This is a genomic window from Sorangium sp. So ce124, assembly GCF_051525235.1.
GTDB classification, from domain to species: Bacteria; Myxococcota_A; Polyangia; order Polyangiales; family Polyangiaceae; genus Sorangium; species Sorangium atrum.
In genome coordinates this window covers 691,652-703,766 of the sequence record NZ_CP150312.1, presented here as the reverse complement: position 1 = coordinate 703,766, position 12,115 = coordinate 691,652, and the positions used below count along the sequence as shown (strand labels likewise).

At 69.2% G+C, this 12,115-nt stretch carries 8 protein-coding genes and 1 pseudogene; 8 read left to right on the top strand and 1 reads right to left on the bottom strand.

Annotated elements, in window-relative coordinates; all coding sequences use genetic code 11:
• Window positions 1–282: 282 nt before the first annotated feature.
• Window positions 283–1,232: pseudogene (locus WMF19_RS02605) on the top strand (integron integrase).
• 372 nt (window positions 1,233–1,604) lie between these two features.
• On the opposite strand, the gene WMF19_RS02600 reads toward WMF19_RS02605, so the two are convergent.
• Window positions 1,605–1,913: a helix-turn-helix domain-containing protein gene (locus WMF19_RS02600; RefSeq protein ID WP_437897642.1), complete on the bottom strand. Its 309-nt coding sequence runs from the start codon at window positions 1,911–1,913 to the stop codon at window positions 1,605–1,607.
• Window positions 1,914–2,051: 138 nt separating this feature from the next.
• Here WMF19_RS02600 and WMF19_RS02595 point away from each other — a divergent pair, with 138 nt between their 5' ends.
• From WMF19_RS02595 to WMF19_RS02565, 7 genes are all read left to right on the top strand, one after another.
• Window positions 2,052–2,705: a sigma-70 family RNA polymerase sigma factor gene (locus tag WMF19_RS02595; RefSeq protein WP_437897641.1), complete on the top strand. Its 654-nt coding sequence runs from the start codon at window positions 2,052–2,054 to the stop codon at window positions 2,703–2,705.
• Window positions 2,702–3,328 (top strand): JAB domain-containing protein, encoded by a 627-nt coding sequence (locus WMF19_RS02590; RefSeq protein WP_437897640.1) that lies wholly within the window; start codon window positions 2,702–2,704, stop codon window positions 3,326–3,328. The genes WMF19_RS02595 and WMF19_RS02590 overlap by 4 nt, the downstream gene beginning before the upstream one ends.
• Window positions 3,329–3,549: 221 nt before the next feature.
• Window positions 3,550–7,344 carry a PAAR-like domain-containing protein gene (locus WMF19_RS02585; RefSeq protein ID WP_437897639.1) on the top strand — a complete coding sequence of 1,265 codons (3,795 nt, stop codon included), beginning with the start codon at window positions 3,550–3,552 and terminating at the stop codon, window positions 7,342–7,344.
• A 72-nt stretch (window positions 7,345–7,416) separates the two neighbouring features.
• A complete protein-coding gene (locus WMF19_RS02580; protein WP_437894432.1) occupies window positions 7,417–9,006 on the top strand; it encodes an IS1182 family transposase in 1,590 nt (529 codons plus the stop codon).
• Between the two features lie 52 nt (window positions 9,007–9,058).
• On the top strand, window positions 9,059–9,388 hold the full coding sequence (locus WMF19_RS02575) for a restriction endonuclease fold toxin (protein WP_437901589.1): 330 nt from the start codon (window positions 9,059–9,061) through the stop codon (window positions 9,386–9,388).
• Between the two features lie 18 nt (window positions 9,389–9,406).
• Window positions 9,407–9,826 carry a hypothetical protein gene (locus tag WMF19_RS02570; RefSeq protein ID WP_437897638.1) on the top strand — a complete coding sequence of 140 codons (420 nt, stop codon included), beginning with the start codon at window positions 9,407–9,409 and terminating at the stop codon, window positions 9,824–9,826.
• Complete coding sequence (locus tag WMF19_RS02565) at window positions 9,826–12,060, top strand: RHS repeat-associated core domain-containing protein (RefSeq protein ID WP_437897637.1); 2,235 nt, start codon at window positions 9,826–9,828, stop codon at window positions 12,058–12,060. The genes WMF19_RS02570 and WMF19_RS02565 overlap by 1 nt, the downstream gene beginning before the upstream one ends.
• The last annotated feature ends 55 nt before the right edge of the window (window positions 12,061–12,115 follow it).

Sequence of the window (12,115 nt, the reverse complement as noted above, 5' to 3'; positions counted from 1 at the left end):
CCGCAGCATATCTAGATATTCCCGCGGATAGGTCGCGATCTTCCGCGGGCTATCTGCGCATTTCCGGAGATAGGCCGCCGCAGCACAACTACGTATCGCCGTTGAGGGGCTTCGGACGGCGACGGTGTGCCGCGAAGCAAGATGCGCGCCTGTGATTGATTGCCTCGGGCGACTGATGTGCATCCCCAATATCCGCTGGCCGCCACAACTCGCGCCCGCCCTGCGCCGATAAGGGTCAATGCGGGTCCGACGAACCGGCCCCGACCGCTCGGAACCATCCCCATGACCCTCATCGAAGCCGTACGCGCCACCATACGACGCCTGCATTACTCTCCGCGTACGAAGAGGCGTATGTCCACTGGATCCGGCAATTCATCCGCTTCCATCACGGCAAGCACCCACGGCAGATGGGCGCGGAAGAGGTCACGGCCTTCCTCAACGATCTTGCGGTCGCGCGCCGCACCGCGGCGCCCACGCAGAACCAAGCGCTGTGCGCGCTCCTCTTCCTTTACAGACGGGTCCTCGACCTGCAGATACCCCGGCTCGAAGCGCTCGAGCGTGCCCGCCGGCCGAAGCACCTCCCCACGGTCCTCTCGCGACAGGACGCGCTCACCTTGCTCGAGCACCTGATCCCACCTTTTCGACTCATCGGCGAGCTCCTCTACGGAAGCGGCCTCCGCCTCCTCGAAGCGCTTTCGATTCGCGTCAAAGACGTCGACCTCGATCGACGGCAAATCATGGTGCGCCGCGGGAAAGGACAGCACGACCGGCCGGCCTTGCTCCCCGCTCGGGCGCGCGACGAGCTGCAGGCCCAGCTCGACGCCGTGGCGCAACGGCACAAGAAGGAGCTCGCGGTTGGCCGCGGCGAGGTCGACCTGCCCCACGCGCTGCGAGCGAAGATGCCAGGAGCAGCCACGAGCCTCGCCTGGCAGTACCTCTTCCCCGCCTCTCGCCCTTGCACCGATCCTGCGACGGGTCGACAGGTCCTCTACCACCTGCACGAATCGGCGGTGCAAAGGGCCGTGCACGATGCCGGACGGGCGGCGGGGCTCACCAAGCGCGCGACATGCCACATCCTCCGCCACAGCTTCGCGACCCACCTGCTCGAGGCGGGCACCGACATCCGGACGATCCAAACATTGCTCGGCCACAAGGATGTACGGACCACGATGATCTACACCCACATCGTCGACCGCGGTCCTCTCGGCGTGATCAGTCCTTTCGACCGCTGACCGCCGCTTCCGCGTGGAGCGCCTTGAACTCCGATCCCACCCCCACGTGCCGTCCCCACGCATCGTGGAAAGGTAGCGTAGCCGACGGCTGCCCCATCTTGTCAAGGAGGCCAGCGCAGGACCGTGCGGTCTCTACACCGGACGAAGGCGCGAGCGGGTCCTTAATGCCCTACCCCTCCGAAGCGAAGGAGTGCCCCTGCAACCTCCCGGCCGGTCAGCGACGGGGCTGTTCAGGTTGCCGCAGTTCGCCGAGTTCTCCACCACGCGGGACGGCGTCCGAAGCCGCAACAACGCACGCGCCGGCGATGCGCCAGGTGGAGAAGGGCGCGGATGGCCGCGGGCTGTCGAGGTGCGGACACTGGAGATTGACTGTCAGGTGCCGGCGGGACGTTTGCGCGGCCGACCTCGCTTGATCTCGGGCATCGCGGCGCTGCGGAGAAGAACCCCAGGCGACACATCGAGCGCATTCGCGAGCCTGACGAGCGTGCCGAGGCTCATGCTCTGCCGCCCAACCTCGATCGCCTGCATCGTCCGCAGCTCGATCCCGGCCGCTTCCGCGAGCTGCTCCTGCGTGATGCCGCGCTGCTGGCGTAGCCGCCGCAGGTTCGCCGCGATGTAGAGCAGGAGGGTATCGAGCGTGAGCGTTCGCACGCCCTTCGCGTACTCCCGCGCCGGGTTCATAATAACGATCCAGCAGATCGGATTTCCTTGACCTGCCGGCTGTCAGTTCGTAACGTGGCGAGACCACAAAAGTGCCGCCCGCGGGTGCTGCTAACACCCCGGGCGGCGTGGCCGAACCCCGCTTCCACGAGGTCCGACATGGAAACCGTACGTCTACGCTCTGACCAGGGCCAAGAGATCGATCCGTCCTCCCGTCGCCGTCCCCGTCCCGCTGCTCTCAGCCGGCTCGCCCGCCCGACCAAACCCCTCCGTCACCAGCCCCCTCACCCCGCCGTCTACCTCGACCCCACCGCGCTCCTCGAACAGCGCCCGCTCATCCGCAGCGCGCTGCGCGCCCGCGGCGTCCGCGCCGCGGATCTCGACGACGTCACGCAGGAGACCGTGCTCGGCGCCTTTTGCAGCATGCGCGCCGGCCGCTTCCGGCCGTCCCCCGATCAGCCGCCGGCCGACGCGTTGCGCGCCTGGCTGGTCGCGGTCGCCCTGCGGCAGGCGTCGCACCACCGCGACAAGGCGTACCGCCGGCACGAGGTGCCCGCGGTCGATCCCGATCGGCTCGCTCCCCTCGCAGCTCCCTCGCCGGAGGAGCGCATCGTCGCGCGCGGGCTGCTCCGCGCCTTCCAGCGTCTCCGCGCGGAGCTCCGCGAGGTCCTGGCGCTCACCGCCGCCGGCCTGACGACGCGCGAGATCGCGGCGGCGCTCGCGATCCCGAGGCCGACGGTGGCCACGCGGCTCCGCCTCGCTCGCCGCCTCTTCGCCCGCTCGCTCACCCGCGCTCGGAGGCGGCCCCGATGAGCGGCGCACCCGTCGACGCCCCCGTCGAGACGGCGGCCGAGATCCCGACCGCGACCGAGGCCGGCCTGATCGAGATGGTGCTCGGCATCCCGGCCGTAGGGGCGCGCATCCTCGGCGCGGCCGCCCTCCCGTCCCTCGGTCGCCTCTCTCCGGCGGCCATCGCCGAGCGAACCCAGATCGCGCTGCTCGACGCGACGCGGCTCGCGGCGGCCTTCGAGCTCGGCCGCCGCGCCCACGCCGCGCGGGCTCGCCGAGGCGCGCGCCTCACCGACGCCGCGCGCGTGGCGCGGTACTTCGGGCCGAGGCTCGCGCACCTCGTCCACGAGGAGCTCTGGATCGCGGCGCTCGACAGCCACGGCCGCGTCCGCGAAGCGCGCATGCTCGCCCGCGGCGTCGACGACGCCCTCCACGCAGGCCGCTCGACCATCCTGCGCACGGCGCTGGACATGGCGGCCGTCGGCTTCGTCCTGGCCCACAACCACCCGAGCGGCGATCCGACGCCGACCGCGGAGGACCACGCGATAACCGAGGAGCTGCGCGATCTCTCCTACGCGCTGAACGTCCCGCTCCAGGCCCACGTCATCGTCACGCCGAGTGGGCGGTACCACGCCGTCCTGGAGTAGCCATCGCGGAGCCATCTCCGCGACCACGTCGAACCGTGGCGAGCCGTGCGTCTCGCCGATCTCCTCGAGCCACATCTCGGCCCCGCGGCTCCTCGCCTTCTGTCGCTCCAGCTCCTCGAGGCGGTCCCTTCGCCGCCAGGACCGGTGAGGCCGGCGTCGTGTCCGCGTCGTGCGGGCCCCGATTGCATTCCCGGCGGAGCGTGGGTGAACCTGCTGTCGCCATGAGCAAGGTCACTGCGCTGGGTCTGGATACCGTGCACGAGGGCTCCGGCCACCAGATGACCGGCATGGCGGTGAGCGTGTGCACCACGCCGGCCGCGCCGAGCCCTCTTCCGATCCCCTATCCGACGATGGGCACGGTGGCCGAAGGGATCATCGACGCGCCGATGCGGACGACGATCGAAGGAAAGAAGATCCTGACGGTCGGCGGGTGCATGAAGGCGTGTCACGGCAACGAGCCGGGCACCATGAGAGAGGTGCTGAGCCTCAACACGGGCGGCCCCTGCTTCCCGTGGCTCGGCGCGCCGAACGTGCTCATCGAGCTTGGAATGGCCGGGATCACCGGCAGCATGGGGCAGATGAACAAGTCGGTCACCGCTGGCGCCGGGACGGCGGCGAGCGGGGCGGGCGGCGCCGGGGGTGCGGGCGGTGGCGGAGTAGGAGGCGGCGCGGGGGCGCCGGGAGGCGGCGGGCCGAGCGCGCCGGGCGGAGGTGGCAGCGGCGGCGGCGGGCGCAGCCACAAGGGGGCGATGGCGGGCAAGTCGTCGTCGCCGCCGGTGGACCAGTGCACGACCGAGGGGCACCCGGTCGACGTCACGGACGGCGCGGTGGTCGACGCGGCGACGGACCTCTCGGTCCCGGGGATGATCCCGCTCGTGTGGGCACGGCATTATCGCTCGTCGCGTCACGGGGAGCGAGACGCGGCGCTGGGGCCTGGCTGGGCGTTCTCGTACGAGCAATGGATTGAGGAGGGCGAGCAGGTCCTCGCGCTGCGCGACGGCGAGGGACGGTGGATCTGGTTCGAGAAGGTGGAGCCCGGGGAGAGCGCGTTCCACCGGCGCGAGCGGCTGGAGCTGCATCGAGAGGGAGCGCGGGAGTACCGGGTGGTGGAGCTCGGGTCGCGGCAGGTGCGGGTGTTCGTGGCGGAGGGCGGGTCGGCGAGGGCGCTGCTGCGGGCGATCCGCGATGTGCACGGCAACGAGATCCGGCTGGAGTACGAGGGCGATCGGCTCGTCCGGATCGTCGACACGGCGGGGCGAGAGCTCAAGGTGCGGTGGAAGGACGGGCGGATCACGCGCCTGGAGCTGTGGGCGGAGCGGCGGCTCGGGCAGTGGGTGGATTACCGCTATGACCGCGCAGGGTGCCTGATCGCTGCGATCGACGCGGTGGGCGGCGTCGAGTTGTACGAGGTCGACGTCCGGCACCGGATGACCGCGACAACGCTGAAGAACGGCGAGCGGTTCTGGTACGCCTACGAGGACCACCACGGGCACCGGTGCAGGAAGACCGGCGGGCGGGACGGGTTGCACGAGGTGGAGCTCCGGCGCGACGCGCAGGGGCAGACGACCGAGGTCCGCGGCGTGGAGCCGCGGGTGTACACCTGGAACACCGACGGCCTTGTGACGCGCGCCGCGCTGCCCGACGGGACGGCGCTGTGGGAGCGGGCATACGACGAGGACGCGCTCCTCGTCGCGGAGACCAACGGCGCGGGCGAGGGGATGCAGCGCTGGTACGACGCGCGCGGGAACGCGATCCGCGAGGTGGACGCGCTCGGCAACGAGACGCGGTGGGAGCACGATGGCGATCTCGTGGTGCGCGAGATCAGCCCCGAGGGGCTCGTCACGCAGGTGGTACGCGACGCGCGCGGCGAGGTGAGCGCGGTGCTGCTGCCGACCGGCGAGGCGTACTCGTTCGCGCGCGACGAGCGCGGGCGGGTCACCGGCGTGTACGGGTACGGAGGCGGGCAGGAGGGCTTGCTGCTCGGCCATGAGCACGACGCGCAGCACAACGTGATCGCGGAGACGGACGCGCGGGGCGCGCGGACGGCGTACGCGTACGACGCGATGGGCCGGCCCGTGTCGCGGACCGACGCGCTGGGGCGGACGACGCGCGTGGCGTACGACCCGATGGGGCGGCCGATCCGTGTCGAGCGGCCCGACGGGACGAGGACCGTCGCGACGTACGACCGCATGGGCAACCCGGCGCGCCTGGTCGATGCGCTGGGGCAGACGACGCAGCTCGCGTACGAGGGCACGGGCGTGCTGGCCCAGATCGTCGAGCCGGGCGGGGGCGTGTGGAGGTTCGCATACACGCACAAGGAGCGGCTCCGCGCCATCACCAACCCGAAGGGCGAGAGGTACGTCTTTCACTACGACGCCGCGGGCCGGGTGGCGCAGGAGGACACGTTCGACGGGCGCACGCTGCGCTACGGCTACCGCAGCTCGGGGAGGCTCGGGCGCATCGAGCACGCGGCGGACGGGACGTGGCGCGACCTGTTCTACGATCGCGCGGGGAACCTCACGGCCGACGAGACGCCCGATGGGGCGATCGGCTACGCGCGCGACCGGATGGGGCGGCTGCTCGGGGCCGTGCTCGAAGAGTCGAGCGGGCAGCGCATCGAGACGTGGTTCGAGCGCGACAGGTTCGGGCGCGTGGTGTGCGAGCGGCAGGGCGACAAGGCGGTGCGTTTCGGGTACGACGCGCGCGGGCGGCGCATCGAGCGGGTGATGCCGGACGGGGCGAGGACGCGGTACGCGTACGACGCGCTCGATGCGCTGAGCGCGGTCGAGCACGACGGGCACCGCTTGCGGATCGAGCGCGACGCGCTCGGGCGGGAGGTGCAGAGGACGAGCCGAACGCTGCGCGAGGGCGACGCGGACGGAGAGGCGGCGGCGATCGCGGTGCGGAGCAGCTACGACGCGATGGACCGGCTGATCGAGCAGCGCGCGACCGCGCCGGCGCCGGGGGGGCCCAAGGTGCTCGTCGCACGGCAGTGGCTCTACGACGCGCGCGGGCGCGTCGAGCGCATCGACGACGCGCGCTGGGGGACGACGGCGTACCGCTACGACCGCGTCGACCGGTTGCTGTCGGCCCAGCGGGGGAACGTGCGGGAGGTGTTCACGTACGACCCGGCCGGCTCGATCACGGGCATGCTCGAGGAGCTCGCCGAGCGCAGCAGCGTCGGGCTGCTGGCGGAGGCATCGCGCTCATCGCAGGACTGGACGCAGCCGTCGTGGCAGATCGAGCGCGGCGGCGTGCTGCGCAGGACCGAGACGGTGGCGTACGAGGTCGACGCGCACGGGCGGCGCACCGCCAAGGTGGAGCTGGCGCGCAACCGAGAGAGCCACCCCAAGGGAGGGGCGCCGACGGAACAGGACATGACCCGCTACGTCTGGGACCGCCGCGACCGGCTGCGAGAGGTGGGCCTGCCCGATGGCACCCGGGTCGTCATGACCTATGACGCTTTCGGGAGGCGGGTGCGCAAGGAGGTGATCGGCGCTGCCGCGATCAGCCTGCCGCGCGTGGTGGAGTTCGTGTGGGATGGGGATGTGCTGGCGGCGGACGTGGTCAGCGAGCGAGGCGCGCGGATCTTCGTGCATGCGCCGGGGACGTTCGTGCCGCTGCTCCAGCAGCAGGACGGGCGCGTGCTCACGTACGTCAACGACCACCTCGGCACGCCCAAGGAGCTGCTCGATCCGCGTGGGGTCGTGGCGTGGGCAGCGGCGCACTCGGCCTGGGGGAAGGTCGTCGAGGAGCAGCGCGATCCGATCAGCGTCCTCAACCACAGGACCACGGTGGAGTCGCCGTTCCGGCTGCTCGGGCAGTACGCCGATGCCGAGACGGGGCTCTGCTACACGCGGTTCAGGTACTTCGATCCGGAAACGGGAGGCTGGTGCAGTCCCGACCCGCTGGGGATTCATGGTGGAAGGAATCTATTTGGTTTCGATGGCGGACCGACCCAGCACACCGACCCGCTGGGACTCGCTAGAGGACCGATCAGTTTGATTTTGTGGTAATCCCGAGCGCTTCGATGGAAGGCTCGACGGTTTCGGCGGGCCATGATCTCGTCCGCGCCTGGAGGTGCACGGATGGAACGATGGTTGCCGCCGGTGGAGCTGTCGCGGCAGGAACAGGCGCTCATGAAACGGTTGACCCGGGTGCGAGCCCTGTTCGGCTTTCTCAGGCTGCACCGGCACGAGCTATTCGACGAGACGTTCCAGGAGCAGTTGGAGAGCATGTACCGGACCACGGGAGCAGGTGAGCCGCCGCATCCGCCGGCGCTGATGTGCATGGTCACGCTGCTCCAAGGCTACGTCGGCGCATCGGATGCCGAGGCGGTGGAGCTGTCGATCGTCGACCTTCGCTGGCAGATGGTGCTCGGCTGCCTGGGGGCGGCCACGCCCGCGTTCGCGCAGGGCGCGCTGCAGGCGTTCCGAGAGCGGATGGTCGAGCATGAGATGGACCGGGTGCTGCTGGAGCGGACCGTGGCGCTCGTTCGGTCGGGCGCGATGACGGCGAGCGAGAAGCGGGCGGTGTCCAAAGCGCTGCGCGTGGCCATCGATAGCCGCCCTTTAGCGGGAGCCGGGCGGGTTGAGGACACGATCAACCTGCTCGGCCATGCAGCACGCAGCATCGTCCGCGTCGTGTCGAAGATCACGGAGCGCCCGCCCGAGGAGATCTGTCGCAAGGCGGGCATCCCGCTGCTTCTGGCTCCCAGCATCAAGGCCGGGCTCGATCTCGATTGGAGCGACCCGAGACAGAAGGCGGCGGCGATTCAGATCCTGGAGCGGCAGGTCTCGTCCCTGCAGCAGTGGGTGGACCGCCATCTGGACGACGTTGTCGAGCAGCCGCTCCGCTTCTATCTGGATGCGGTCACACAGGTTCGGGACCAAGACCTGGAAACGGCTGAGGATGGGACCGTTCGCATCCGTCAAGGTGTTGCAGCTGACCGCCGTGTCTCCATTGAGGACGCCGAGATGCGCCACGGAAGAAAGAGCCGCTCGAAGAGGTTCGATGGCTACAAGGAACATATCGCACGCGACCTGGACCTTCCCGTCATCGTCGCCTGTGCGGTCACGCCAGCGAATCGCCCCGAAGAAGAGGGGGCCGCACCGATCGCCAAGGACATCCAACGTCAGCGGCTGCGCCTCGGCGAGCTCCATATCGATCGCGCCTATGTGAACAGTCCCGTCGTTGACGACGTGATCCGCGACGGTGGCCAGGTGTTCTCGAAGCCTTGGGGACAGCGTGCTCGCAGACCCAACCTGTTCAGCAAGCGCGACTTCAAGATCGACCTGCGCACCAAGACGATCACCTGTCCGGCGGGACAGGTCGAGGTATTCGAGCCGGGCGACACGGTCGAGTTTGATCCTGAGGAGTGCGGCGCGTGCCCCCTCCGAGCTAGGTGCACCCAAGCCGCCTCGGGACGGGGGCGGACCGTGTCCATCGCGGAGGACGAGGCTCTGCAGCGCAAATTCCGGAAGCTGCAGCAGACGGGGGCAGGTCGCGCCGTGCTCCGCCAGCGGGTGGCTGTGGAGCATGCGCTCGCCCACATCGCGGCACGGAAGGGCCACACTGCACGCTACATCGGCGCCAGGAGAAATCTGTTCGACCTCCGGCGCGCAGCAGCGATCCAGAATCTCGAGGCGGCCCAACGCCTGATGCAGCAGGCAGCGTAACCTGCCGTAATTTAATCGTTTTCAATGTGTTCGCCGCTCTAGCGGAAAGGAGCTGGCCGCTGGCGGTGAACCGTGGGAGGAGCAAGTGCGCAAGATGAGCGGGGGGCAATCGCAAGAGATTGACCATCCGGTGTGGAGACAACGGCAATACGACTCTGTCACGGCCACCGAGATAATCCAGGCCAAGAATTCCGCATCTGCAACGAACAAACCACGCAACTTTCTCGACCAGAGGACGAGAGACCAAATCAAGGCTACCGTCGCAGTCGCCGAGCAGGAGAAGAAGCGTCCGGTGTTCTGGTTCAAGGACGAACCCCATCAAAGCGTGAGGGAGTACATAGAGAAGAAAGGCGCCGAGGTGCGGGTGGGGTGCCGCGAGTAGGCATCGAAAGGAGCTGGCATGTCCTATTACTACGGTCTTCGTGGATGGATAGAATGTTCACCAGAACATTTTTCAGTCATCACGCGCGCCCTTCAGGAAGCACAGCGCGAGGCCAACGAGAGCTGCGAAGCCAGCATCTGGCAGAAGTCCTACATGCGAGGGTGGTGCTGGAACAGTGAGCAGCCTGGCTATGCGTTCTACGGCGCGGACACCACGATGGAAGGATTGGCTCTGCATGAGCAGACGCTCGTGCGCATGACCAAGCTCAAACTAGGGCTTCGTGGCTTCTTTCACGCACAAGGAGAGGACACCGAGGAGAACTACACGTTCACAATTTCCAAGGACGCGCTAACAAAGAACGCGTCTCCTCCCATGTTCGAGTCTGATTACGACGATGCAGATGCGGCTAACGGGCGGCCACCGAATCGTAGTAGGTGATGCGCGACGCGCGCGGCGAGGTGAGCGCGGTGCTGCAGCCGACCGGCGAGGCGTACTCGTTCGCGCGCGACGAGCGCGGGCGGGTCACCGGCGTGTACGGGTACGGAGGCGGGCAGGAGGGCTTGCTGCTCGGCCATGAGCACGACGCGCAGCACAACGTGATCGCGGAGACGGACGCGCGGGGCGCGCGGACGGCGTACGCGTACGACGCGATGGGCCGGCCCGTGTCGCGGACCGACGCGCTGGGGCGGACGACGCGCGTGGCGTACGACCCGATGGGGCGGCCGATCCGTGTCGAGCGGCCCGACGGGACGAGGACCGTCGCGACGTACGACCGCATGGGCAACCCGGCGCGCCTGGTCGATGCGCTGGGGCAGACGACGCAGCTCGCGTACGAGGGCACGGGCGTGCTGGCCCAGATCGTCGAGCCGGGCGGGGGCGTGTGGAGGTTCGCATACACGCACAAGGAGCGGCTCCGCGCCATCACCAACCCGAAGGGCGAGAGGTACGTCTTTCACTACGACGCCGCGGGCCGGGTGGCGCAGGAGGACACGTTCGACGGGCGCACGCTGCGCTACGGCTACCGCAGCTCGGGGAGGCTCGGGCGCATCGAGCACGCGGCGGACGGGACGTGGCGCGACCTGTTCTACGATCGCGCGGGGAACCTCACGGCCGACGAGACGCCCGATGGGGCGATCGGCTACGCGCGCGACCGGATGGGGCGGCTGCTCGGGGCCGTGCTCGAAGAGTCGAGCGGGCAGCGCATCGAGACGTGGTTCGAGCGCGACAGGTTCGGGCGCGTGGTGTGCGAGCGGCAGGGCGACAAGGCGGTGCGTTTCGGGTACGACGCGCGCGGGCGGCGCATCGAGCGGGTGATGCCGGACGGGGCGAGGACGCGGTACGCGTACGACGCGCTCGATGCGCTGAGCGCGGTCGAGCACGACGGGCACCGCTTGCGGATCGAGCGCGACGCGCTCGGGCGGGAGGTGCAGAGGACGAGCGGCATGGTGGGCGAAGAGGACGCGGCGACCGAGGCGGCGATCGCGGTGCGGAGCGCCTATGACGCGATGGATCGGCTCATCGAGCAGCGCGCGACCGCGCCGGCGCCAGGCGTGCCCAAGGTGCTCGTTAGACGGCAGTGGCGCTACGACGCCGGCGGGCGCGTCGAGCGCATCGACGACGCGCGCTGGGGGGCGACGGCGTACCGCTACGACCGCGTTGATAGGCTGCTGTCGGCGCAGCGAGGGACGGTGCGTGAGGTGTTCTCCTACGACCCGGCCGGGTCGATCACGCGCATGCTCCAGGAACTCGCCGGCAAGGATGATCTGGGGTTGCTCGCGCCGGCGCAGCAGGCGCAGGACTGGATGCAGCCGTCGTGGCAGATCGACCCGGGCGGCGTGCTGCGCAGGACCGAGACGGCGGCGTACGAAGTCGACGCGCGCGGGCGGCGCACCGCCAAGGTGGAGCTCGCGCAGTACCGCGCGAACCACCCGAACGGCGGGTCCGTGAACGAGCAGGACATGACCCGCTACACCTGGGACTGCCGCGACCGACTGAGGGAGGTGCGGCGGTCGGATGGCACCCGGGTCGTCATGGCCTATGACGCCTTTGGGCGGCGGATATGCAAGGAGGTGAGCAGTCAGGCCGCGACGAACCGGCCGCGCAGGGTGGACTTCGTGTGGGATGGGGACGTGCTCGCGGCCGACGTCGACAGCGAGCGGGGGGCGAGGACGTTCGTGCACGCGCCGGGGACGTTCGTGCCGCTCCTGCAGCAGCAGGACGGGCGCGTGCTGACGTACGTCAACGACCACCTCGGCACGCCCAAGGAGTTGCTCGATCCGCGCGGGCTCGTCGCCTGGGCCGCCGCGCACTCCGCCTGGGGCAAGGTCACCGAGGTGTGGCGCGATCCGATCAGCGTGCTCAACCACAGGACCACCGTGGAGTCGCCGTTCAGGCTCCTGGGGCAGTACGCCGACGAGGAGACGGGGCTCTGCTATACGCGCTTCCGCTTCTTCGATCCGGAGATCGGGGGGTGGTGCAGCCCGGATCCGCTGGGCATACGTGGCGGCTCGGGACTATTCCGACTTGACGGTAGTCCAACCAGCAGCATCGATCCCCTCGGCTTAAGCAGCTATACGCCAAGCGATGTCAATGCACTTATTGCCGACAGCAATCCAGAGTTCCCGCTGACTCAGAAAAATGCCGAAAACATCCTAGAGGACCGATCAGTTTGATTTTGTGGTAATCCCGAGCGCTTCGATGGAAGGCTCGACGGTTTCGGCGGGCCAT